This is a genomic window from Streptomyces sp. NPDC038213 (assembly GCF_055600495.1).
Map to the genome: position 1 here is coordinate 92,903 of NZ_JBVJYM010000018.1, position 21,786 is coordinate 114,688.

The 21,786-nt window shown below is 75.2% G+C and carries 21 protein-coding genes; 8 read left to right on the forward strand and 13 right to left on the reverse strand.

Annotation, left to right across the window (positions count from 1 at the left end; genetic code table 11):
* Positions 1 to 13 precede the first annotated feature (13 nt).
* The 3 genes from ACZ7JZ_RS23360 to ACZ7JZ_RS23370 all read right to left on the reverse strand — a co-directional run bounded on the left by ACZ7JZ_RS23360 (position 14) and on the right by ACZ7JZ_RS23370 (position 3,140).
* On the reverse strand, positions 14 to 493 hold the full coding sequence (locus ACZ7JZ_RS23360; RefSeq protein ID WP_470942439.1) for a hypothetical protein: 480 nt from the start codon (positions 491 to 493) through the stop codon (positions 14 to 16).
* A 121-nt stretch (positions 494 to 614) separates the two neighbouring features.
* Complete coding sequence (locus ACZ7JZ_RS23365; RefSeq protein WP_470942441.1) at positions 615 to 1,580, reverse strand: S1 family peptidase; 966 nt, start codon at positions 1,578 to 1,580, stop codon at positions 615 to 617.
* Positions 1,581 to 1,862: 282 nt separating this feature from the next.
* On the reverse strand, positions 1,863 to 3,140 hold the full coding sequence (locus ACZ7JZ_RS23370) for a DUF5685 family protein (RefSeq protein WP_470942444.1): 1,278 nt from the start codon (positions 3,138 to 3,140) through the stop codon (positions 1,863 to 1,865).
* A 332-nt stretch (positions 3,141 to 3,472) separates the two neighbouring features.
* Between ACZ7JZ_RS23370 and ACZ7JZ_RS23375 the strand changes: the two genes are divergently transcribed.
* Positions 3,473 to 3,931 carry a cell division protein SepF gene (locus ACZ7JZ_RS23375; protein WP_470942447.1) on the forward strand — a complete coding sequence of 153 codons (459 nt, stop codon included), beginning with the start codon at positions 3,473 to 3,475 and terminating at the stop codon, positions 3,929 to 3,931.
* A gap of 9 nt (positions 3,932 to 3,940) precedes the next feature.
* Here ACZ7JZ_RS23375 and ACZ7JZ_RS23380 read toward each other — a convergent pair whose 3' ends face one another.
* Together ACZ7JZ_RS23380 and ACZ7JZ_RS23385 are read right to left on the reverse strand one after the other, a co-directional pair.
* On the reverse strand, positions 3,941 to 5,116 hold the full coding sequence (locus ACZ7JZ_RS23380; protein ID WP_470942449.1) for an acyl-CoA dehydrogenase family protein: 1,176 nt from the start codon (positions 5,114 to 5,116) through the stop codon (positions 3,941 to 3,943).
* A gap of 69 nt (positions 5,117 to 5,185) precedes the next feature.
* Positions 5,186 to 6,943: an MFS transporter gene (locus tag ACZ7JZ_RS23385; protein ID WP_470942452.1), complete on the reverse strand. Its 1,758-nt coding sequence runs from the start codon at positions 6,941 to 6,943 to the stop codon at positions 5,186 to 5,188.
* Between the two features lie 255 nt (positions 6,944 to 7,198).
* Between ACZ7JZ_RS23385 and ACZ7JZ_RS23390 the strand changes: the two genes are divergently transcribed.
* The gene (locus ACZ7JZ_RS23390) at positions 7,199 to 8,329 is read left to right on the forward strand and encodes a hypothetical protein (RefSeq protein WP_470942455.1); all 1,131 of its coding nucleotides are present in this window, start codon (positions 7,199 to 7,201) and stop codon (positions 8,327 to 8,329) included.
* A gap of 276 nt (positions 8,330 to 8,605) precedes the next feature.
* Entirely contained in the window at positions 8,606 to 9,694 is a 1,089-nt protein-coding gene (locus ACZ7JZ_RS23395; RefSeq protein ID WP_470942458.1) for a phosphatase PAP2 family protein, read from the forward strand.
* A gap of 367 nt (positions 9,695 to 10,061) precedes the next feature.
* Here ACZ7JZ_RS23395 and ACZ7JZ_RS23400 read toward each other — a convergent pair whose 3' ends face one another.
* Positions 10,062 to 10,886, reverse strand: coding sequence for a LysM peptidoglycan-binding domain-containing protein (locus ACZ7JZ_RS23400; RefSeq protein ID WP_470942460.1), 825 nt, complete (start codon positions 10,884 to 10,886; stop codon positions 10,062 to 10,064).
* 220 nt (positions 10,887 to 11,106) lie between these two features.
* Between ACZ7JZ_RS23400 and ACZ7JZ_RS23405 the strand changes: the two genes are divergently transcribed.
* Together ACZ7JZ_RS23405 and ACZ7JZ_RS23410 are read left to right on the forward strand one after the other, a co-directional pair.
* A complete protein-coding gene (locus ACZ7JZ_RS23405; RefSeq protein ID WP_470942462.1) occupies positions 11,107 to 11,898 on the forward strand; it encodes a hypothetical protein in 792 nt (263 codons plus the stop codon).
* Between the two features lie 170 nt (positions 11,899 to 12,068).
* On the forward strand, positions 12,069 to 12,914 hold the full coding sequence (locus ACZ7JZ_RS23410) for a hypothetical protein (RefSeq protein WP_470942465.1): 846 nt from the start codon (positions 12,069 to 12,071) through the stop codon (positions 12,912 to 12,914).
* Positions 12,915 to 12,931: 17 nt separating this feature from the next.
* Here the strand turns inward: ACZ7JZ_RS23410 and der are convergent, their stop codons facing one another.
* The 5 genes from der to ACZ7JZ_RS23435 all read right to left on the reverse strand — a co-directional run bounded on the left by der (position 12,932) and on the right by ACZ7JZ_RS23435 (position 17,923).
* Positions 12,932 to 14,383 (reverse strand): ribosome biogenesis GTPase Der, encoded by a 1,452-nt coding sequence (gene der / locus ACZ7JZ_RS23415; RefSeq protein ID WP_470942470.1) that lies wholly within the window; start codon positions 14,381 to 14,383, stop codon positions 12,932 to 12,934.
* Positions 14,384 to 14,467: 84 nt separating this feature from the next.
* Positions 14,468 to 15,199 (reverse strand): lysophospholipid acyltransferase family protein, encoded by a 732-nt coding sequence (locus tag ACZ7JZ_RS23420; protein ID WP_470942473.1) that lies wholly within the window; start codon positions 15,197 to 15,199, stop codon positions 14,468 to 14,470.
* Positions 15,145 to 15,849 carry a (d)CMP kinase gene (gene cmk, locus ACZ7JZ_RS23425; protein WP_470942477.1) on the reverse strand — a complete coding sequence of 235 codons (705 nt, stop codon included), beginning with the start codon at positions 15,847 to 15,849 and terminating at the stop codon, positions 15,145 to 15,147. The genes ACZ7JZ_RS23420 and cmk overlap by 55 nt, the downstream gene beginning before the upstream one ends.
* Before the next feature lie 213 nt (positions 15,850 to 16,062).
* Positions 16,063 to 17,151 carry a prephenate dehydrogenase gene (locus ACZ7JZ_RS23430; protein WP_470942483.1) on the reverse strand — a complete coding sequence of 363 codons (1,089 nt, stop codon included), beginning with the start codon at positions 17,149 to 17,151 and terminating at the stop codon, positions 16,063 to 16,065.
* Between the two features lie 319 nt (positions 17,152 to 17,470).
* Positions 17,471 to 17,923: a YidB family protein gene (locus ACZ7JZ_RS23435; protein WP_470942486.1), complete on the reverse strand. Its 453-nt coding sequence runs from the start codon at positions 17,921 to 17,923 to the stop codon at positions 17,471 to 17,473.
* 154 nt (positions 17,924 to 18,077) lie between these two features.
* Between ACZ7JZ_RS23435 and ACZ7JZ_RS23440 the strand changes: the two genes are divergently transcribed.
* From ACZ7JZ_RS23440 to ACZ7JZ_RS23450, 3 genes are all read left to right on the forward strand, one after another.
* Positions 18,078 to 18,422 (forward strand): DUF952 domain-containing protein, encoded by a 345-nt coding sequence (locus ACZ7JZ_RS23440; RefSeq protein ID WP_470942490.1) that lies wholly within the window; start codon positions 18,078 to 18,080, stop codon positions 18,420 to 18,422.
* A gap of 83 nt (positions 18,423 to 18,505) precedes the next feature.
* A complete protein-coding gene (locus ACZ7JZ_RS23445; protein ID WP_470942494.1) occupies positions 18,506 to 19,039 on the forward strand; it encodes a Rieske (2Fe-2S) protein in 534 nt (177 codons plus the stop codon).
* Positions 19,040 to 19,049: 10 nt separating this feature from the next.
* Positions 19,050 to 19,754: a nucleotidyltransferase domain-containing protein gene (locus ACZ7JZ_RS23450; protein ID WP_470942496.1), complete on the forward strand. Its 705-nt coding sequence runs from the start codon at positions 19,050 to 19,052 to the stop codon at positions 19,752 to 19,754.
* A 48-nt stretch (positions 19,755 to 19,802) separates the two neighbouring features.
* Here ACZ7JZ_RS23450 and ACZ7JZ_RS23455 read toward each other — a convergent pair whose 3' ends face one another.
* On the reverse strand, positions 19,803 to 20,963 hold the full coding sequence (locus tag ACZ7JZ_RS23455; RefSeq protein ID WP_470942498.1) for an ADP-ribosylglycohydrolase family protein: 1,161 nt from the start codon (positions 20,961 to 20,963) through the stop codon (positions 19,803 to 19,805).
* On the reverse strand, positions 20,963 to 21,691 hold the full coding sequence (locus ACZ7JZ_RS23460; protein WP_470942501.1) for an NUDIX hydrolase: 729 nt from the start codon (positions 21,689 to 21,691) through the stop codon (positions 20,963 to 20,965). Before ACZ7JZ_RS23460 ends, ACZ7JZ_RS23455 begins: the two co-directional genes overlap by 1 nt.
* Positions 21,692 to 21,786 lie beyond the last annotated feature (95 nt).

The following is a 21,786-nucleotide window of genomic DNA, read 5'->3' on the forward strand; positions in this document are numbered from 1 at the left end:
CTCCGGCTGCACCTCAGGCGCGCCGCACCCCGTCGCGCCAGATGACGGTGACCGGCTTGCCGAGGCGGCGGGCGTACTCGACGATGTCGCCGGTGCCGCCGAGGCCGCGCGCCGGGAGCCCGTCCCAGACGGCCACCAGCCGGTCGCAGGCCTCCGCGATGAAGGTGCCGGCCGCGTAGTAGGCCTCGTCGGTGGCGTGGCGGAAGTCCATCCGGACCTCCTGGGCGGCCCGGTCCTTCAGGGCGCGGTAGCGCTCCCGCGCGGCCGCGTCCTCGAACAGCTCCTCGTAGTCCTCGCTGGGGATGACCGCCGTGAGGTCGGCACCGCACTCCAGGGCGATGGCCGCGAAGAGCTGGTCGGCGCCGTCGGCCAGGCTGGACAGGGCCTCCAGCGGCCCCTCGTGCCCGCCGAGCAGGGTGCGCAGGGCCTCGTCGACGTGGCCGAGGAGCTCGGCCGGGATCGTCCGGTGCCCGGTCACCCCGATGCGCTTCATGCACGAACCCCCGTCAGCCGCCCCGCGCCGCATGCGCCGCACCCGCCGCACGTCCCCGGACATCCTCCCAGAAGGCGGGGGAACGTCCAGGGGCGCGAAGGGGCGTGCGGGGCGGGCCGCCTCAGTAGACGCTGACCCCGTAGGCGGCGAGCACCTCGGTGACCGGCTGGAAGAAGGTGGTGCCTCCCCAGGTGCAGTTGCCGCTGCCGCCCGAGGTCAGCCCGATCGCCCGGCTGCCGGAGTACAGCGGTCCGCCGCTGTCCCCGGGTTCCGCGCACACGTTGGTCCGGATCATCCCGTACACGATGTCGCCGCCGCCGTAGTTGACGGTGGCGTTGAGGGCGGTGACGCGGCCGCTGCGGGTGCCGGTGGTGGAGCCGCGCCGGGTCACGCGCATGTTCACGGCCGCGTCCCCCGCGCTCGTGATGTCCTGGGTCCCGACGGTGCCCGGACGGCTCACGGCCGGGTTGTCGTACCGGACCAGCCCGTAGTCGTCGACGGGGAAGCTGGAGCCCTCGGTGGTGCCGATGGGGGTGGCCCGGGCCGCGTCGGAATACCAGGCCTGCGCGCCCTGGGTGCAGTGGCCGGCGGTCAGGAAGTAGTAGGTCTCCCCCCGGCGGACGTTGAAGCCCGCGGAGCAGCGCCAGCTGGTCGACCAGACCGGGTCGCCGCCGGTGAGCAGCCGGGTGAGGCGGCCCGGGATCCGCTCGATGCGCAGGGCGCCGGGGTCCCCGCCGGCCGCCCGCCGCAGCCGGGCGAGGCCGTACGCGTCGACGGAGTCGTCGGCGGCGACGACGAGGGTGCCGGTGGCGGGGTCGGTGTGCCAGGCCGTGCCGGGCACGTCGGCCCGGAGCACCGCGGAGCCGAGGGCGGCGATCCGCTCGGCGCTGCGGCCCGCGCCCCCGTCGGCTCCGGCGCCGGGGCGGCCGGGGCCGGCCACGGCGGCCGGGGCGGTGAGCGCGGCCAGGGCGGCGAGCCCGGCGGCGAGGGCGGTGAGCCGGGTCGCGGTGCGCCGGGCGGGGGTGGGGGCGGTGCCGGGGCCGGGCGCGGGGGTGGTCGTGCGGGGGGTGGTGCGCTGGAACCTCACGTGTCGTCCTCCCTGGGGTCGGGGGCCCGCGGCGGTGGGGGTGCGCCGCGTGACCGCGGAAGTGTCCTCGCGTCAGTTTTCCTCCGCGGGAGCCGGTTTCAGTCGTCCCGCACCCACCGGGACCCCGAACGGCAGCGTGCTGCCCGCCGGGGGAAGGGGGCGGACGACCTGCTCCGCGAACGCGCACGTGGGCGGCGGGGCCCGGCCGGAGCCTGCTGCGGACGGGCCGTGCGGCCCTGCGGGCCTCGGGCCGGAGCCGCGGGCCCGGGTCCCGGGCGGGGGTCAGCAGCCGTCGCAGGGGCAGCAGCAGCAGTCGCCGCAGTCGCAGTCGCAGTCCCGGCAGCAGCCCTCGCGGCGCTTGCGCGACCAGGGGCCCTCGTACTCCTTGGCGCAGCAGACCTTGCAGCTGCAGAACAGCGGGATCGCCACCGCGCAGCCCTCCCAGAAGCCGCGCCGCGGGGGCCGGCCGGCCGAGCCCCCGGAGCCGCTGCCACTGCCGGGGCCGTGGGGCGGCAGCCCGGGGCCGCCGGAGCCGTACGCGCCGCCGCCGGGGTACGGGCCGCCGGGGTGGCCGCCGTGCCCGCCCGCTCCCCCGCCACCGTAGGGGTTCCCGCCCCCGCCGTACGGGTTCCCGCCGCCGTAGGGCTGCTGCGAGGAGGCCAGGAGGCCCCGGCCGCCGGGGTCGGTGCCGGTGTGCCCGCAGCTGCGGGTGCCGAACGCGCGGTCGATGGAGGTGCCGAGCTCGTGGGCGAGCAGGACGTGCGCGAGGCCGCCGTCGGCGAATTCGGCGTCCTTGAGGGCGAGCCGGACCCCGTGGAGGGCGTCGTCGGCGAGCCGGCGGGCCTCGGCGAGGGAGGTCCCGGTGGCCGTGAGGGGGTTCCAGGCCCCGGCCTCGGCGTCCGCCTCCAGGTCCTCGACGGCGTCGAGGAGGTGCGCGAGGCGGCCGAAGAGCCGGCCCGCCTCGGCGAGCGCGGGGGCGTTGCCTGGCCGTCCGGCGAGTTGCGCGGTATGCGCGAAGGCGGCGGCCGTGGCGGTCTCGGTGGGCTCGGTGACGGTCAGCAGCGGGGTGCCGGGTCCGGCGAGCGCCTCGATGTCCGCCTGCCGGTCGACGGCGTCGACGAGCACGGCCGTGTCGAAGCCGAGCGAGGCGCCGGTACGGGCGCCAGCCCGGTCCCAGGAGCGCGCGACGCGGCGGGCGGCCTTGGCGAGCGGGGCCCGCGCCAACAGCCCGTCGCGGTCGGCGACGTGGTCGCGGACCTTCGCGGAGGCGAGGACCAGGGAGACGGCCGCCGCGAGCCGGGCGCCCTCGCCGAAGGCCACCGAGGCGGTGCGCATCCCGCGCAGCGGGCAGGGCCCCGCCGTGCGCCGGGTGCGGGGGTCGCGGCCGGTCTGAGCCTCCGTCAGCACCGAGACGAGCAGCCCGTCGTAGTTCGTGACGACCCGGGCCAGCTGTCCGTGGTCCCCGCGAAGTGCCAGGCAGAGCCCGCAGAGATGGGCCATCCATGCGCTTTTGTACCGGTCACCGAGGGTGTGCGTGCATGGCCTGACGATCCCGAACATGGTGCTCCCCCGTGTGTGGTGCGCGCGCGTGCGGGGCATCGTATCGGGCACGCTCGTTCACCCGTACGCCGCGCTCCCCACCCGGATGGAGTGATGGATCGTATTTTCACTCAGTCAGCAGTCGTAGGCGTGCACAACCTAGACGGTGGGCCGCATGTTCTGCACCAGAACCGTCACGAAACCCCTGCGCGGCGGCTATCCACTTGGCGCGCTGTCAGCATCATGGACGACCATAGGGATTGCTGAACGGGCAGGTTCCGGGAAGCAGCACACACAGCAGCACACACAGCAGTGCAGAGCAGGACGCAAAGCAGCGCTGAAAGGAGGCGTCCATGGGTTCGGTGCGCAAGGCCAGTGCCTGGCTGGGTCTCGTCGAGGACAGCGACGACGAGCGTTACTACGACGACGAGCACGCCGGGTACGCCGAGTACCCGAAGGCACCCCGGAGCCCGCAGGCCGACGCGTGGGTCACCGACCCGCGGGTCCGCGTGGCCACGGACTCCGCCGTGGAGCGGGGCCGCCGGATCGCCACGGTCACGCCGGACGGCTTCCGGGACGCCCGCGCCATCGGCGAGCTGTTCCGGGACGGGGTCCCGGTCATCGTCAACCTCTCCTCCATGGACCCGGCGGACGCCAAGCGCGTGGTCGACTTCGCCGCCGGACTGACCTTCGGCCTGCGCGGCTCGATCGAGCGGGTGGCGACCAGGGTCTTCCTCCTGACCCCGGCCGACACCCAGATCGTCAACGAGAACGGCCACCGCGCCGAGGACGGCTTCTTCAACCAGAACTGAGCGGGGTGCTCACCGGAAGGCGTCGAGCCCGGTGAGTGCCTTGCCCAGGACCAGCTGGTGCATCTCCACGGTGCCCTCGTAGGTGAGCACCGACTCCAGGTTGGTGGCGTGCCTCATCACGGGGTACTCCAGGGAGATGCCGTTGGCACCCAGGATCGTGCGCGACGTGCGGCAGATCTCGATGGCCTCGCGGACGTTGTTCAGCTTGCCGAAGCTCACCTGCTCCGGGCGGAGCTTCCCCGCGTCCATGCGGCGGCCGAGGTGGTGGGCGAGCAGGATGCCCTTGTGCAGTTCGAGGGCCATGTCCGCGAGCTTGGCCTGGGTGAGCTGGAAGCCTCCGATGGGCCTGCCGAACTGCTCGCGCGTCTTCGCGTAGTCGAGCGCCGCCTCGAAGCTGGCGCGCGCCGCGCCCATCGCGCCCCACACGATCCCGTACCGCGCGTGGCTCAGGCAGCTGAGCGGGCCCTTGAGCCCGGTGACCCCGGGGAGCACCGCGTCCGCGGGCAGCCGTACGCCGTCCATGACCAGCTCGCTGGTGACGGAGGCGCGCAGCGACCACTTGTGCTTGATCTCGGGGGCGGAGAACCCGGGCGCGTCCGCGGGGACGACGAACCCGCGCACGCCCTCCTCGGTCTGCGCCCAGACCACGGCGACCGCGGCCACCGAGCCGTTGGTGATCCACATCTTGCGGCCGGTGAGCACCCAGTCCGCGCCGTCCTTCTTCGCGTACGTGCGCATGGCGGCGGGGTCGGAGCCCACGTCGGGCTCGGTGAGCCCGAAGCAGCCGATGAGCTCGCCGGCAGCCATGCCGGGCAGCCACTGCTGCTTCTGCTCCTCGGAGCCGTAGCGGTGGATGGCGTACATGGCGAGGGAGCCCTGTACGGAGACCAGCGAGCGGATACCGGAGTCGGCGGCCTCCAGCTCCAGGCAGGCCAGGCCGTACTGGACGTTGCTCGCCCCGGCGCAGCCGTAGCCCTCCAGGGACATGCCGAGGGCGCCGAGGGAGCCCAGCTCGCGGGCCAGCTCGCGGATGACGGGCAGCTCGCCCTTCTCGTACCAGTCGGCGACGTGGGGCAGGACGCGGTCGGCGGCCCAGCTGCGGACGGTGTCCCGGACGGCGAGGTCCTCGGGGCCGAGCAGTTCGTCGAGGCCGAGGGGGTCGGCGGGTACGAAGGAAGAAGTCACGGCGGGGCCTCCCGGCGGCACGCGAAAACTAGCAGTGTAAGTTTCCAGCTTCGGTGCCGACGTTACGGCTCAGGGTGCCGTGCGTCCAGACCGGGCCGGGGCGGCTGCGCCGTGCCGGGCCGGGGCCGGCACCTTGACCCGGCCGACGGACGGTCCGGACCCGGACCCCGCTGCCGCGCCGGCGGCACCGGCCGGTCCGGACTGCTGGGGCAGCACGGGGCCGCCCGCGGTCCGCGCCGCCGCGGCGGCGTCCTGCTGCTGCTCCCGCTCACAGTCCATGGTGCGCGGCAGCCGCAGGGCGGCCAGCGCCCCCAGGAGCAGCAGCCCGGCGCTGACCAGCAGGGTGGTGTGCAGACCCTGCACGAAGGCGTGACGGGCCGCGTGGTAGAGGGATTCACCCGCGCTGCCGCCGAGCCCGGCGGCGATCTGGTAGGCCTCGCCGAGCGAGTTCCCCGCGCCCGCCGCATCGGCCGCGGACACGCCCGGCACGTGCTGCACGCCCGGGGCGTAGGCGGCGTTCATCACGCTGCCCAGCAGGGCGATGCCCATGCCCGCGCCGAACTGGTACGAGGTCTCGCCGATGGCGGCGGCCCCGCCTGCCTGCTGGACGGGGGCCTCGCTGAGCATCGACTCGTACGCGCCGAAGAGGGTGGTCTGGAGGCCGAAGCCGAGCAGGACGAAGCCCGCGGTCAGCAGCACGGGCCGGTCGTGCTGGCCCATGAGGGTCAGCAGCAGGACGGCCAGGGCCGTGAGCGTGAAGCCCAGCGAGACCATCAGCCGGGGGCCGATGCGGTGCAGGGTGTACGAGCCGGTGACGCCCGCGGCCATGGCGGCGAAGGTCAGCGGGAGCAGGCGCAGCCCGGTTTCGAGGGGGCTGAGGTCCAGCACCAGCTGGAGGTACTGGACGGCGATGAGCTCCAGGCCGACCAGGGCGAGCATCGCGAGGACGATGCAGCCGACGGAGGTGGAGAAGGAGGCGCGGGAGAACATCCGCATGTCGATCAGCGGGTGCGTGCGCCGCCGCTGCCGGCGGACGAAGAGCACCAGCAGTGCGGTGCCGAGGAGCAGAGGCCCGAGGGCCCCGGCCTCCAGGAAGCTGCGGTCGGCGCCCGCCCGCTTGACCCCGAGGACCACGCCGAGCACGCCAACTGCGGCCATCAGGGCACCGAGCACGTCCCAGGGCCCGTCGGCCTGGCCCCGGGACTCCGGCAGCAGCCAGCGGGCCGCCGGGAGCAGCAGGGCCATGAGCGGGATGTTGATGAGGAAGACCGAGCCCCACCAGAAGTTCTCGACGAGGAAGCCGCCGAGCACGGGGCCCGCGGCCGCGCCGACGGCGGCGACGGCGGTCCAGATGCCGATGGCGACGGCCCGCTCGCGGCGGTCGGGGAAGACCTGCCGGATGATCGACAGGGTGGCGGGCATGATCATCGCCCCGCCGGTGCCGAGCAGGACGCGGGCGGCGATGAGCACCTGGGCGCTGTCGGCGAAGGCGGCGAGGGCGGAGGCCGCGCCGAAGAGCAGGTAGCCGAGGAGCAGGACGCGGCGGCGGCCGACCCGGTCGCCGAGGGTGCCGAAGAGGATCAGCAGTGCGGCGCACACGAGCGGGTAGGCGTCGACGATCCACAGCAGCTCGATGGAGCCGGGGCGCAGGTCCTCGGTGACGGAGGGGACGGCCACGTGCAGGATGGTCGCGTCGAGGGCGACGAAGACGAGGCTGACGCACAGGACGACGAGGACGACCCAGCGGTTGCCGCCGCCGGCGGCACCGGCCAGCCGCTGCCGGGGGGAGGGGGTCCGGCGCTCACCGGCCGTGTTCGTCCCTGACATGTGCGTACCTCCCGGGATGAGCCCTCGCGCTCGGCGGACCAGCGTCGATCTCTGCTGCCGGGACCTGGGTCCGGCAGTGTCCTACGGGGTCCGGCATCGACACGCGAGGAATCGCCAGCGTACGCGAGTTCGCCTGTGATTCACGTGGTCAAGCTCTCACCCCGGTGAGCGCCGGGGTGTGGCGTGCGCCACTCGCTCCCCCGGCGTGCGCGGACGGTCACGGACCGTGCCCGGGGCCCGCCACCACCGATAATCATGCCCGTGAAGGATCTTGATTTTCGGCGGGCCGCGCCCGCGCTCGCCGGGTTCGCGGCGGTCCGGCTGCTGGGGCTGGCGGTGCTCGCGGCCTGGGGCGCGGCCGCGGGCAGCAGCCCGCACACGCTGCTGTCCGCCCGCTGGGACTCGCTCTGGTACACCCGCGTCGCCGGGCAGGGGTACGGGTACGAGGTGGTGCTCCCCAACGGGGACGTCCACTCGAACCTGGCCTTCTTCCCGCTGCTCCCCTGGCTGGAGCGGGGCGTCTCGGCGGTGACCGGGCTCTCCTACGCCGATGCGGGCCTGGCCGTGTCCTGGACCGCCTCGCTGGCCGCGGCCTGGGGGGTCTTCGCGGTGGCGGACCTGCTGTACGGGCGCCGGGCGGGGATCGCGGCCGCGGTGCTGTGGGGCGCGCTGCCGGTGGGGATCGTGCAGTCGATGGCGTACAGCGAGTCGCTGTTCACGGCGCTCGCGGCCTGGTCCCTGTACGCCGTGCTGACCGGACGCTGGGTGGCGGCGGGTGCGCTGGCCGCGGCGGCGGGGCTGACCCGGCCGGTGGGCGCGGCGGTGGTGGCGGCGGTCTGGGTGGCCGCGCTGCTCGCCTGGCGGCGCGGGGAGCGGGAGCGGTCCGGGCGGATGCTGGCCGGGGTGCTGCTGGCCCCGCTGGGCGCGGCGGCGTACGTGCTGTGGGTGGGGGTGCGCACCGGGCGGGGCCTGTTCGGGTACCTCGACGTGCAGGCGGGCTGGGGCAACGGCTTCGACGGGGGCTGGGCCTTCGCCCGGTTCATCGGGGCGAGGCTGGCCTCGGGCGGGCCGGCGGGGATCCTCGCGGGGGCCGGGCTGGTGCTGGGGGTGGGGCTGGTGCTGTGGCTGTGCGCGCTGTGCGTGCGGCAGCGGCAGCCGGCCGCGCTGCTCGTGTACGGCGGGATCGTGGTCGCGCTGGCCCTCTGCGCCTCGGGGTACTTCGGCTCGAAGCCGCGGCTGCTGCTGCCCGCGTTCCCGCTGCTGCTGCCGCCGGCGGTGGCGCTGGCGCGGTGGCGGACGCGGTGGGCGGCGCTGCTGCTGGGGGTGCTGGCGGCGGGTTCGGCGGTGTACGGGGCCTTCTGGCTGAACGGCTCGGGGCCGCCGTAGACAGGCGCCACAGCAGTCCCGTAGATCACTGAAGACGACTGCCGTAAAGGCATACCGGAGGATTGAATTCCGAATAGCCCGGCCGTGGATTCACCCGAAGAGATAAAGGCGGGGTAAGCGCACTCAAGAATTGACGGAGTACGGATCAGCCCGGCCCGTACCATTCTCGGATTGCCTGAAATAAGGGCCGGAATGAGACCTACTCCACATCACATGGTCATCACAAACCCCGCGATTCGTCCGGGTGCCGCACGCGCGCGGGGTAACGTCGATTGAGTGCGTACCGACCAAATCCCGTCCCGACTGGAGCGGCTCTTCGCCCGCCTCGACCGGGAACCCGAACGACCGGCTCATCTGCAGACGCCGCAGATGAGCCGGCACCGTGTGGTGCTCTTCGGCGCGACGCTGGCCTTCTACCTGGCGATCGTCGTGGCCGTGCTCACCACCTCCTGGCTGGTCCGCCTGGACTGGCAGGTGATGTTCTGGCGTCCGTACGAGCAGTGGCCCGAGCTGCACGCCTTCCTCGACTACCTCGTCGTCCTCGGCCAGCGCGGCCCCACGGCGGTCATGGTCGCCGCCTGGCTGGGCTGGCGCTCCTGGCGCCAGCACACGATCCGCCCGCTGCTCACCCTCGGCGTCGCCCTGCTCCTGCTCAACGTGACCGTGGGCTCCGTGAAGCTCGGCCTCGGCCGCCTCGGACCGCACTACGCCACCCAGATCGGCTCGGCCGAGCTCTTCGCCGGCGGGGATATATTCCCTTCCGGCCACACCGCCAACGCCGTCGTCACCTGGGGCATCCTCGCCTACCTGGCCTCGACCGTCCGCACCCGGCGCAACCTCTCCGTGCTGTCCGCCGTCGTCGCGCTCAGCGTCGGCGCCACCACCGTCTACCTGGGTACGCACTGGGTGAGCGACGTGCTGCTGGGCTGGGCCGCCGGACTGCTGATCCTGCTCGCCCTGCCCTGGTTCGAGCCGCTCATCGCCCGCGCCGAGGCCCTGGTCTTCGAACTGCGCGACCTGGTGCGCGACCGGCTGCGCACCGCAGAGCCCGCCGGACCGCTCCCGCAGCCCGTACCGGTCGCCATCCTCCCGGCCCGCGCCGGCTCGTACGCACAGCGCGTGGCGGCCGCCGAGGAGGAGCCCGCCCGGCAGACCGCCGCGGCCGCAGCGGGGACGGGTGCGAACCCGGGCCAGGGGCTCGCCGCGGCGGCCCGCACGGCGCACGGACCGCACCACGCCCCGCGGGTCCACCTGTTCCGCACCGAGCGCACCGCCGCCGGCCCGGCCGGCAGCCGCCGCCCTGCCCCGGTGCACGCCGAGCGCGCCCCGCGCGGCGCCGCCGCCCGCCCGGTCACGGGCGGCTGAGGACGGGCCCCGGGTCCCGGCACCGCGGGGGCGGTACGCACGACCACCCCGCACCGCCCGGCCCGGCCCTCCCACACCCCGGTCCCTCCCGGGTCACGCTTGTGTCACAGAACGTCGACAGGCGTTTACCGCGGCCCATTCACCCGTACCGGGAGCACGGGATACGCACAGAGTTCCCATTCCCGGGCCCGGCCGCGGACTTTCCCCCGGGTTTCCTGGCCTTTTCGCAGCCGAATGCGCCGCATGCGGCACACCATTACTTCACCCCTTAACGGACATGGCCGACGGGTGAATTCGGGCCGCCGGAACGGTACCGTCCGCGCACGCCTGCGGGCCCCGGCAGTTCCCCGCCCTCTCCCGCCCCGCGTCACCCGCCCGCGCGCATCCCGCCACCGGGCCGCGGAGCCGTCGGAACCGGTACGGGGGCGGGCGCCGGAGCCGGCGGGGACGCAGGGGCCGGAGCAGGCGCGGGACCAGGGGGAGGCGCGGGAGCCGGTACGGGCGTTGGGGCCGGGATCGGGGCCGGCGGGGGCGCCAGGGCCGGTGCGGTCGGCGGCAGGGCCAGCATCATGCCGACGGCGATCCGCTCCGGACGCGGCCCGACCAGCTGGGCGTTCACGCGGTGCAGCTCCTGCCAGCCGCCCGGGATCCGGTACCGGCGCGCCAGCGCCGACAGCGTGTCCCCGGCCCGCACCACATGGGCGCGGCCCGACAGCCCGTACCGCACCGAACAGGTCGGCCAGGCCCGCCAGCCCTGCCAGGCGAGCACCTCCTCGGCGACCCGGATCTGCTGGGCGCGGGTGGCGAGGTCGGCGCGCGGGGCGAAGACCGCGCCCCCGTAGCGCTCCCAGGTGCTCTGTCGGAACTGGAGCCCGCCGTAGAAGCCGTTGCCGGTGTTCACGCTCCAGCGCCCGGTGGACTCGCAGTCCGCCACGCAGTCCCAGGGCCACTGCCGGCCCGCCCCGCAGTCCCCCCGCCCGCGGCCGACCCGACCCGGTGAGCCCGCGGGACCCGCGGGACCGGGAGCCGGGGGCGCCGGAGCCGCGGCGGATCCCCCCGTGGTCCGCGCAGTCGCCCCCGCCGTCGTCCCGGCTCCCCCGGCTCCCCCCGCCCCGGCCGCTTCGGCCGTCGGGGTGAACAGCAGCACGGCGGCGGCCAGCAGGACGGCCGCCCTGGTCCGGAGTTCGGGCATCGGGCCACGCTACGTACCCCTGCCAGGCCTTCCGTGCCCGCCGCGCGGCATCCGGCCCGGCCCCACCCGGTCGGCGCACCGTCCCCCACCCGGCGGCCGGAACCGGCCGGTCCGCCAACTGTCCGCGCCCGGGGGCGTGACCCCGGCCGCGGCTCCCCCGTTGAGCCCCGCAGAGCCGGGAACGGCCCGGCCCACGCACGCCTATCCGAGGAGTCACCCCGTGTCGCGCATGCTCGACGTCAGCCCTGACGTACGCGCCGAGATCGGCGACGAAGAAGCCGAGCTGCTGCTCTCCGGCGAGACCGCGCCGGGCAGCTACGACTGCACCTCCTGCCGCACCCCGGGCGACTCGGAACGCGAAGCGACCAGCACCGTGCTGTTCGTCGGCGACGAGACCGCCGTCCTGGCCTTCGCGCACGCCACGTGCATCCCCTCCCAGGTCGTCGAGGTCTCCGAGGACCAGCTGCAGGGGGCGGTGGCCAGCATCACCGGGCAGCCCGAGCCGGCGCCCGCGGGCGTCCCGCAGTCGGTGCCCGGCGGTCAGGCCGTCCTCGGCATTACCAGCGGGCTCGTCCTGCTCGGCGGGGAGCTGCACCCGGCCCTCGTCGTGGAGCCCACGGCCCCCATCGCCCGCCCCGGCACCACGGGCCCCGGCGACGACTTCCTGCCGCTCCTCATCGAGCAGGGGTTCATCCCGGTCACCGACATGACCGCGGTCCCGTCCGTGCTCTCCGGCTGGTCCGTGCTCCTGGCGATGGGCCAGCTCCACGCCGTCCTGCAGCCCGGCGCCGCGGGCGGCAGCCCGGTGGCCTGGTGGCAGGCCCACCAGGCGCTGCCCGTCACCGAGGGCTGGCGCGCAGCCGTGAACCGCACCCAGAAGGTGCTCGTGTACGCCGCCCCGGTCGGTTCCATCGGCCAGCAGCCCCGCGAGGACCTGCTGCGCGACGCGCTCGACAAGGCCGCCGCCTCCGGGCTGCTCGTCGCCGCCACGATGCCGCTCGCGGGCACCTGAGCCCCGGGCGGGCACCCGGGTCCCGCCGGGGGGCGCCCGACCCGGGTCCGGGCCGGGCGGCCCCGCACGCGTGCGCCGGGGGTACGGGGAAGATCCCCCGGCACCCCCGGCGATCTGCGTTTTCACCCCTGCGCCCGCATCTGTCCGGCCCACGTGTCGTTGGCAGTGACGTGCACGCATACGACGCCCACCGCCCCCAGCCCGTCCCGCAGCCGTTCGCGGGCTCGTACCAGAGCCCGGTGGTGCCGGTGCGCCACGAACGGGACGCGGCCGCGCTGTCGCAGACCCCGATCTTCGACGCGCTGTACTCGGAGTACCTGCGGTCCTTCCGGGCCCTGCCCGGGGACCGGACCGGCGAGGAGGACCTCGGGTACGCGGGCTTCGGCCCCGGGGGCGGCACGGCCGGCGTGGGCTTCCCGACCTTCGCGCCCCTCTCCGGGCTCACGCCGGGCTCCGGCACCTGGGGCGCCCCGCCCGGCTCCTCCGCCGGCTCCGGCACCGCGGGCACCTCGGGGTACTGGGGGTCCTGGGGCTCCCCGCCCGGGTTCTCCTCCGCCGCAGCGGCCCAGGTCCCGCCGGCCCCGGCCCCCGCCTCCCCGGGATTCCTGCCCGCGCTGCCCCCCGGCCCCTCCGCGGGCTTCCCCGCGGCCCCCGTCCCGGCCTCCCCCGCAGGGTTCGAGTCCCGGTACGGCGACCCGTACGGGACGGGCTCCTACACCTCCGCGAGCGGTACGGGCCCCTACCCGGCCGGGAGCGGCTCCGGCGGCCCGTACCCGGGCGCGGACGGCTCCTCCGGGGGCCGCGGGGGGTGGCCCGCGCCGCCCGCCTGGGGGACCCCGCCGGTCACGGACGCGTGGCTGCCGGTCCCCGACGTCCAGGCCACGTACGCCGGGCAGCCCGCCCGGCCGGCGCCCGCCGTGCCCGCACCCGCGTCCGCATACGCGAGCGGGCGGCCGTACCCCTCCGGGACACCCGTCCCGGCGGCACTGCCGCCCGCTCCCCGCCGCGGGTACTGAGCCCCGCGGCCGCGCCGCTACTTCTTCTTGCTGCGCTTCTCGCGCACCCGCACCGAGATGTGCACCGGGGTGCCCTCGAAGCCGAACTCCTCGCGCAGGCGGCGCTCGATGAAGCGGCGGTAGCCCGCCTCCAGGAAGCCGGACGCGAACAGTACGAACCGCGGCGGCTTGGTGCCCGCCTGGGTGCCGAACAGGATGCGCGGCTGCTTGCCGCCGCGGATCGGGTGCGGGTGGGCCGCGACGATCTCGCCGAGGAAGGCGTTCAGCCGGCCGGTGGGGACGCGGGTCTCCCAGCCGGCGAGCGCCGTCTCGATGGCCGGGACCAGCTTCTCCATGTGGCGGCCGGTGAGCGCCGAGACGTTGACGCGCGGGGCCCAGGCCACCTGCTGCATCTCGGTCTCGATCTCGCGCTCCAGGTAGTAGCGGCGCTCCTCGTCCAGCTCGTCCCACTTGTTGTAGGCGATGACGATGGCGCGGCCCGCCTCCACGGCCATGGTGATGATGCGCTGGTCCTGGACGCTGATCTTCTCGGTGGTGTCGATCAGGATGACCGCCACCTCCGCCTTCTCCACGGCGGCGGCCGTGCGCAGCGAGGCGTAGTAGTCCGAGCCGGTCTGGAGGTGGACCTTCTTGCGGATGCCCGCGGTGTCCACGAACTTCCAGGTCACCCCGCCGAGCTCGATCAGCTCGTCGACCGGGTCGCGGGTGGTGCCGGCCAGCTCGTTGACGACCACCCGCTCCTCGCGGGCGACCTTGTTGAGCAGGGAGGACTTGCCGACGTTCGGGCGGCCGATGAGGGCGATGCGGCGGGGGCCGCCGAGCGCGGCGCCGCCGAAGGTCTGCGCCGGGGCCTCCGGGAGCACCTCCAGGACGGCGTCGAGCATGTCGCCGGTGCCGCGCCCGTGCAGGGAGGAGACGGGGTACGGCATCCCCAGGCCCAGGGACCACAGGGCGGCCGCGTCGGCCTCGCCGCTCTGGCCGTCGACCTTGTTGGCGCACAGGACGACGGGCTTGCCGGCCCGGCGCAGCAGCTTGACGACGGCCTCGTCGGTGTCGGTCGCGCCGACCTTGGCGTCGACCACGAACACGCAGGCGTCGGCGGCCTCGATGGCGTACTCGGCCTGGGCGGCCACGGAGGCGTCGAGGCCGAGTACGTCCTGCTCCCAGCCGCCGGTGTCGACGACCTTGAAGCGGCGGCCGGCCCACTCGGCCTCGTAGGTGACGCGGTCGCGGGTGACGCCGGGCTTGTCCTCGACGACCGCCTCGCGGCGGCCGATGATCCTGTTCACCAGGGTCGACTTGCCGACGTTGGGGCGGCCGACGACGGCGAGGACGGGCAGCGGGCCGTGTCCGGCCTCGCCGATCGCGTCCTCCACGTCCTCGAGGTCGAAGCCCTCGTCCGCGGCGAGCTCCATGAACTCCGCGTACTCGGCGTCGCCGAGTGCTCCGTGGTCGTGCTGGTCGTTCATGAAGTCCGTTCCTCGTCGTCCGTGGTGGTCGGTGGGGGCCGTCCCGTGCGGGGCGGGTCCACTACTCGTTTCGTTCAGTCTCGCCTAGCGGCCGGTCAGGCGCTTGGCGTGGTCCAGGTGGGCGGTGAGCCGCTGCTGGATGCGTTCGGTGGCCGCGTCGAGGGCCGTGCGGGTCCGCCGGCCGGTGCCGTCCCCGGCCTGGAAGGCCTCGCCGAACACGACGTCGACCCGGCCCTTCAGCGGCGGGAGCGCCTTGACCAGGCGGCCGCGGCGCTCGGTGCTGCCGAGGACCGCGACCGGCACGATCGGGGCGCCGGAGCGGACCGCGAAGTACGCGAGCCCGGCCCGCAGCGCGGCGAAGTCGCCCTCGCCCCGGGTGCCCTCGGGGAATATCCCGAGGACGCCGCCCTGCTCCAGCACCTTCAGGGCCGCCGTGACGGCCGTCCGGTCGGTGCCCGTGCGGTCGACGCTGACCTGCCCGATCCCCTCCAGGAAGGGGCCGAGCGGGCCGACGAACGCCTCCTTCTTGATCAGGAAGTGCACGGGCCGCGGGGCGGTCCCCATGAGCATGGGGCCGTCGATGTTGTGCGCGTGGTTGACGGCCAGGATGACGGGGCCCGCGGAGGGGACCTTCCAGGCGCCGAGCACCCGGGGCCGCCAGAACCCGTACATCAGGCCGATGCCGATGCGCCGGCCGACGGCCGCTCCGCGCAGGGAGGGCGCCGGGGTGGCGCCCGGTGGGGACGCGGCGGGCGCGGTGCTCACTGCGCGGCCCGCTTCTCCGTCCGCCGCTCCTCGACGAGGGTGACCACGCACTCGATGACCTGGTCGAGGGTGAGCTCGGTGGTGTCCACCTCGACGGCGTCGCCGGCCTTGGCCAGCGGGGAGGTCTTGCGGCCGGAGTCGGCGGCGTCGCGCTTGATGAGGGCCTCCCTGGTGGCGGCGAGGTCGGCCGCCTCCTTGCCCTTGAGCTCCCCGCTGCGGCGGGCCGCGCGGGCCTCGGCCGAGGCGGTGAGGAAGATCTTGAGGTCGGCGTCGGGCAGCACGGTGGTGCCGATGTCCCGGCCCTCGACGACGATGCCCGCGGCCTGCCCGGCGGCCTCGGCGGCGATGGCGCGCTGGAGGTCCGTGATCAGGGTGCGCACCTCGGGGACGGCGCTGACGGCGCTGACCTTGGAGGTGACCTCCTGGGTGCGGATCGGACCGGAGGCGTCGAGCCCGTCGACGGTGATCGTCGGGTGCGCCGGGTCGGTGCCGGACACGATGGCCGGCTTGCCCGCCGCCAGGGCGACGGCCTGCGGGTCGCTCACGTCGACGCCGTTGCTCAGCATCCACCAGGTGATGGCGCGGTACTGGGCGCCGGTGTCCAGGTAGCGCAGTCCCAGCTTGGCGGCCACGGCCTTGGAGGTGCTGGACTTGCCCGTGCCGGAGGGTCCGTCGATGGCGACGATCACGGCGGTTTCCACGGTGGTGGGCCCTTCTGCTGGCGCGGTCTGCTGGCGCGGCGTGTTCCGCGGCCTGCCCGCGGCTCGATCAGGGCGCACGAAAGCGCCCCTCTTCTAGGTTACCGAGTCCCGGCGCCCGCCCACGACCCGTGTACGGGGCGGGCGGGCTGCACCGGAACGCGCACGCCGTGTGAGACCCCGGCGGACAGCCCGTACCCCTCCGGCCGCCGGGCCCTACTGGCGGCGCAGGGCCCAGCCGCGCTCGCGCAGCTCGGCGGTCAGCACCGGTACGGCCTTGGGCTCGACCATGAGCTGCACGTGACCGGCCTGCTGCCCGGTGGCGTGCTCGATCCGCACGTCCTCGATGTTGACCCCGGCCCGGCCGGCGTCGGCGAAGATCCGGGCCAGCTCGCCCGGCTGGTCGCTGATGAGCACCGCGACGGTCTCGTAGGCCGCGGGGGCGGCGCCGTGCTTGCCCGGCACCCGGACCCGGCCGGCGTTGCCGCGCCGCAGCACGTCCTCGATGCCGCCCGCCCCGTCCTGCCGCTTGTCCCCGTCGGCGGACTGGAGGGCGCGCAGGGCGCGGACGGTCTCGTCGAGGTCGGCCGCGATGCCCGAGAGGACGTCGGCGACCGGGCCGGGGTTGGCGGAGAGGATCTCCACCCACATCCGGGGGTCGGAGGCCGCGATCCGGGTCACGTCGCGGATGCCCTGGCCGCAGAGCCGTACGGCGGTCTCGTCGGCGCCCTCCAGGCGGGCGGCGACCAGGGAGGAGACCAGCTGCGGGGTGTGGGAGACGAGGGCGACGGCCCGGTCGTGGGCGTCGGCGTCCATCACCACGGGGACGGCCCGGCAGAGGGCGACGAGCTCCAGGGCGAGGTTGAGCACCTCGGTGTCGGTGTCGCGGGTGGGGGTGAGCACCCAGGGGCGGCCTTCGAAGAGGTCGGCGCTGGCGGCCAGCGGCCCGGAGCGCTCCTTGCCGGACATGGGGTGGGTGCCGAGGTAGCGGGTGAGGTCCACGCCGAGGGCCTCCAGTTCCCGCTTGGGGCCGCCCTTGACGCTCGCGACGTCGATGTAGCCGCGGGCCAGGCCCCGCCCGACGGAGTCGGCCAGGGCGGCGGCCACGTGGGCCGGGGGCACCGCGATGATCGCGAGGTCCACCGGGCCCTCGGGGGGCTCCTCGGTGCCGGCGCCGAGGGCGGCGGCGGTCCGGGCCTGGGCGGGGTCGTGGTCGGCGAGGTGGACGGCGACCCCGCGCCCGGCGAGGGCGAGTGCCGCGGAGGTGCCGATCAGTCCGGTTCCGATGACGACGGCGGTTCTCACGGGCGCTCCTCGTTGCTGGGGTCTGCGTGCTGCGGGTACGGGCGGGTGCGGACCGCCGGCCGGCCGACCGCGGGGCCCTCGGGGCTGCGGCACGCCGTACGGCTGCTGCGGTCCGCCGGTCCGCCCCGCGCCACGACAGCAGTGCGGCCTGCGCCGTCCCTACGGCCGGGCCGCGCCGCGGCCGTACGACCGGCCCTCGACCGGCCGGACCAGCGTAGTCGGGGCGGCCCGCCCGGACGGCCGCGGGGACCCGGTGCGCGCCCGGCCGGGCGCGCACCGGGTCCCCGTACCGGGCCCGTCGCGGGGTCTGCGGTGACCGTCAGCCGCCCTGCGCCTTGATGATGTCCTCCAGCGAGCCCGAGGGCACCTGGCCGCCCGGGGTCAGCCTGTCCACGGCCTGCGGCAGCAGCTGGGCGATCTCGGCGGCGGCCGCGTCGGGGCTGACCCCGTTCTCCTGGGCCACCTTCTGGAGGGCCTCGTCGGGCAGGGCCTCCTTGATCTGGTCGGCGGTGACGGGCTGGTTCTCCCCGGTGCCGACCCAGGACTGGGCCTGGTCGACCAGGCCGGACTTGGTCAGCATGTCGAGGAGCCCTCCGAGGGGGTTGCTGCCGCCGCCCCCGCCGCCGGCCTGGGAGCCGCCGGCGCCGCCGCCCATCAGGGCGCCGAGGAGGGCGCCGAGGATGTTCCCGCCGCCTCCGCCACCGCCCCCGCTGCCGCCCTGGCCGCCGCCGAGGAGGCCGCCGAGAAGAGAGCCGAGGTCATTTCCCGCCATGGTCACGCCTTTCGGAGGAAGGACCGGGCGCCTGGGAGGAGCAGGAGCGCGCCCGGCTTCGAGACACGGACAATCTCCCCCAGACCGGATCATGCCGCCACCTGGCGCAGCCCCCGGCACGGGCCGCGCGGCCCGCTGCGGTAGAACCGTCGGCATGATCTTCCACCTCGTCCCGCTGGCGGCCTGGTCGGCCGCGCCGGACCTCCCGTACGCCCCGCCGTCCCTCGACTCCGAGGGTTTCGTGCACTGTTCGGCGGACCGGCCGACGGTCCTGGAGATCGCCGGTGCGCACTACCGGGACACCCCCGGCCCGCTGCTGGCCCTGGAGATCGACGAGGCCGCGCTGGGCGCCGAGGTCCGCCGTGAGGGTGAAAGCGGCGCCCGGTACCCGCACGTGCACGGACCCGTCGAGCGGGCCGCCGTGGTGCGGGTCTGGGAGGTCGTACGCGGGCAGGACGGCGTACCGCGCGACCTCGCCCCGTGGGCGCCGGCACCCTGACGCGCCCGGTACGCGTGCTTCTCACGGAGCCCGCGGCACGCCAGGATGCTGCCGCGACGCACCACCGACACTGAGGAGACGCCATGCGTGAGGACTGCGGGTGCCAGGACGCCGGGCAGCAGGACGCCGTACGGGAGGGCGCCGGGCGCGAGGGGGCGGCGCGGCGCACCGTCCTGGCGGCCGGCGCGGCGGCGCTCGCCGCCGGGGCGCTGACCGCCTGCGGGACCGAGGGGGTGGACACGGGCAGCGGCGACGGCGGGATGCAGCCGACCGCGGCCGGCTCCTCCGCCTCCGGGTCCGCCTCGGCCTCCCCGGGCGGCGGGGCCGGCGGGGAGGCCCTGCTGAAGGCCTCCGAGGTGCCCGTGGGCGGCGGCACGGTGGTCAAGGACGCGAAGGTCGTGGTCACCCAGCCCACGGCGGGCGAGTTCAAGGCCTTCTCGGCGACCTGCACGCACCAGGGCTGCCTGGTCAACAAGGTGGCCGACGGCACCATCGACTGCCCCTGCCACGGCAGCAAGTTCAAGATCGCGGACGGCGCGGTCGAGAAGGGCCCCGCCACCCTCCCCCTCCCCGAGAAGAAGATCACCGTCTCCGGCGGGGAGATCCGCCTGGCGTAGCCTTCGCCCCATGCAGCCGAAGCCGACCACCGAGGCGCCGGGCCTGGCCCTGGTGCGCGAACACACCGTCTACGCCTGCGTGATGGGCTCGCGCGCCTTCGGCCTGGCCACGGAGGCCAGCGATACGGACCGGCGCGGGGTCTACCTGGCCCCCACCCCCCTGTACTGGCGGTTCGAGAAGCCCCCGACGCACGTGGAGGGGCCGCTGGAGGAGCAGTTCTCCTGGGAGCTGGAGCGCTTCTGCGAACTGGCCCTGAAGGCGAACCCCAACATCCTGGAGTGCCTGCACTCCCCCCTGGTCGAGAAGACCACCCCCGTCGGGGAGGAACTGCTCTCCCTCCGCGGGGCGTTCCTCTCCCGCCGGGCCCACACCACCTTCACCCGCTACGCCGCGGGGCAGCGCCACAAGCTCGACGCGGACGTCCGCGTCCACGGCGCCCCGCGCTGGAAGCACGCCATGCACCTGCTGCGCCTGCTGCTGTCCTGCCGCGACCTGCTGCGCACCGGGAGCCTGGACATCGACGCGGGCCCCTCCCGCGCACGCCTCCTCGCGGTGAAGCGCGGCGAACTGCCGTGGTCCGAGGTCGAGTCCTGGATGAACCGCCTGGCGGAGGAGGCCGAGCGGGCCCTGCCGGCCTCCCCGCTCCCCCAGGACCCGGACCTCGCGCGCGTCGAGGACTTCCTCGTCCGCACCCGCCGCGCCTCGGCCCTCTGACCGCCGGGCCGGTTCCCCGGCCGGACCGCGGCCTGGGTCACGCGGGGTTCACGCGTCCCAGAGGGAGCCGAAGGCCAGGAGCTCCGTGCGGTACTCGATGCGGGCGGTCCACTCCGCGGGCCAGGCGGCCGCGCCGAGGTGGGCTCCGGCGAAGGCGCCCGCGAGGCAGGCGATCGAGTCGGAGTCGCCCGCGGTGCAGGCGGCGCGGCGCAGGGCGAGGAGCGGTTCCTCCGGGAAGAGCAGGAAGCAGTGCAGGGCGGTGGCGAGGGCCTCCTCGGCGACCCAGCCCTCGCCGGTGGCCAGGCAGGGGTCGAGCTCCGGCGCGGGGTTGCGCAGGGCCGCGGCGAGCCGGTCGAGGACCGCCAGGCACTCGTCCCAGCCGCGGGCGATGAAGGCCTCCGGGGAGGGGTCGGAGGGCGTGCGGGACCACAGGTCGCCGAGCCAGCGCTCGTGGTAGCGGGTGCGGTTGTCGAGGGCGTACGAGCGCAGCAGGCCGACGAGTCCGGTCGGTTCGGTGCCGCGGGCCAGCAGGTGGACGGCGTGTGCGGTCAGGTCGGAGGCGGCGAGGGCCGTCGGGTGGCCGTGCGTCAGCGCGGACTGGAGCTGCGCGGCCGCGGCGCGCTCCGCCTCCGTCAGCCCGGGTACGAGTCCCAGCGGCGCGACGCGCATATTGGCCCCGCAGCCCTTGGAGCCGGTCTGGCTGGCCTCCTGCCAGGGCCGGGCCGAGTCCAGCAGCCGGCAGGCGACCATGCAGGTGCGGCCGGGTGCCCGGTTGTTCTCGGGCGAGTGGTACCAGTCCACGAACTCCTCGCGGACCGGCCGGGCCAGCCGCAGCGGTCCGAGTGCGCCCCGGTCCATCGCGGTCCGCAGCCCGCGGGCGAGGGCGAGGGTCATCTGGGTGTCGTCGGTGACGATCGCCGGCCGGGGCAGCTCCATCGTGCGCCACGGTCCGCACTTGGCGAGGATCGCGGGCACGTCGTTGAACTCGGTGGGGAAGCCGAGGGCGTCCCCGAGCGCCAGCCCGAGGAGCGAGCCGGTCGCCGCCCGCTTGGGCGCGCGGTCGCGGCGGGTCCCCGCAGAGGCCTCCGTACGGGCCTCGGCAGCGGCCCCCGTACGGGCCTCCGGCAGGCCGGTACGGGTCGCCCCGCCGGTCCCGGCTCCGCCGGTGCCCGGGGTGCTCTCGGTGCGTTCAGTGCTGGTGCGGTCCATCACGGGCGTCCTTCCGGGCGGGGGCGGAGCAGGGGCGGGTGGAGGGCGGTCGCCGGGCCGGCCCGGTAGAGGGCGGCGGGTTTGCCGCGGCCGCCGGTGAGGCGGGCCGCGCCGGGGACCGGTTCGACGAACCCCGGGGTGGCGAGCACCTTGCGGCGGAAGTTGGGGCGGTCGGGCGCCGCGCCCCAGACGGTCTCGTAGACCCGGTGCAGCTCGCCGAGGGTGAACTCGGGCGGGCAGAAGGCCGTGGCGAGGCAGGTGTACTCGAGTTTCGCGCCGACGCGGTCGCGGGCGTCGGCCAGGATCCGGCCGTGGTCGAAGGCCAGGTCCGGAACCGGGTCGAGCGGGGTCCAGCGGGCCTCGGCGGCGTCGCTGCCGCCGACCGGTTCGGGCAGGTCGGGGACGAGGGCGGTGAAGGCCACCGACACCACCCGCATCCGCGGGTCCCGGTCCGGCTCGCTGTAGGTGCGCAGCTGCTCCAGGTGGAGGGCAGCGACGGTGGCGGGCGGCAGCCCGGTCTCCTCGGCGAGTTCGCGGCGGGCGGCGGTCTCGGCGGACTCGCGGGGCAGGACGAAGCCGCCGGGCAGGGCCCACTGCCCGGCGTACGGCTCCTTGCCGCGGCGGATCAGCAGGGCGTGCAGCAGTCCGCCGCGGACGGTGAAGACGGCCAGGTCGACGGTGACGGCGAACGGCTCGAAGGCGTGCGGGTCGTACCCCGGCAGTGCCATGCCCTGCCCCTCCCTTGTTAAGAGTCACTGTGACTATAAAAGAGGAGGGTGGGCCGGGGCAAGGAAAATGCCCGCGGCGCACGGGCGCCGCGGGC

Excerpts from the sequence above, each read along its gene's own strand:
- ACZ7JZ_RS23360 (WP_470942439.1), bottom strand. The coding sequence starts at position 493 with ATGAAGCGCATCGGGGTGACCGGGCACCGGACGATCCCGGCCGAGCTC.
- ACZ7JZ_RS23370 (WP_470942444.1), bottom strand. The coding sequence starts at position 3,140 with ATGTTCGGGATCGTCAGGCCATGCACGCACACCCTCGGTGACCGGTAC.
- ACZ7JZ_RS23375 (WP_470942447.1), top strand. The coding sequence starts at position 3,473 with ATGGGTTCGGTGCGCAAGGCCAGTGCCTGGCTGGGTCTCGTCGAGGAC.
- ACZ7JZ_RS23385 (WP_470942452.1), bottom strand. The coding sequence starts at position 6,943 with ATGTCAGGGACGAACACGGCCGGTGAGCGCCGGACCCCCTCCCCCCGG.
- ACZ7JZ_RS23390 (WP_470942455.1), top strand. The coding sequence starts at position 7,199 with ATGCCCGTGAAGGATCTTGATTTTCGGCGGGCCGCGCCCGCGCTCGCC.
- ACZ7JZ_RS23400 (WP_470942460.1), bottom strand. The coding sequence starts at position 10,886 with ATGCCCGAACTCCGGACCAGGGCGGCCGTCCTGCTGGCCGCCGCCGTG.
- der (WP_470942470.1), bottom strand. The coding sequence starts at position 14,383 with ATGAACGACCAGCACGACCACGGAGCACTCGGCGACGCCGAGTACGCG.
- ACZ7JZ_RS23435 (WP_470942486.1), bottom strand. The coding sequence starts at position 17,923 with ATGGCGGGAAATGACCTCGGCTCTCTTCTCGGCGGCCTCCTCGGCGGC.
- ACZ7JZ_RS23440 (WP_470942490.1), top strand. The coding sequence starts at position 18,078 with ATGATCTTCCACCTCGTCCCGCTGGCGGCCTGGTCGGCCGCGCCGGAC.
- ACZ7JZ_RS23445 (WP_470942494.1), top strand. The coding sequence starts at position 18,506 with ATGCGTGAGGACTGCGGGTGCCAGGACGCCGGGCAGCAGGACGCCGTA.
- ACZ7JZ_RS23450 (WP_470942496.1), top strand. The coding sequence starts at position 19,050 with ATGCAGCCGAAGCCGACCACCGAGGCGCCGGGCCTGGCCCTGGTGCGC.
- ACZ7JZ_RS23455 (WP_470942498.1), bottom strand. The coding sequence starts at position 20,963 with ATGGACCGCACCAGCACTGAACGCACCGAGAGCACCCCGGGCACCGGC.
- ACZ7JZ_RS23460 (WP_470942501.1), bottom strand. The coding sequence starts at position 21,691 with ATGGCACTGCCGGGGTACGACCCGCACGCCTTCGAGCCGTTCGCCGTC.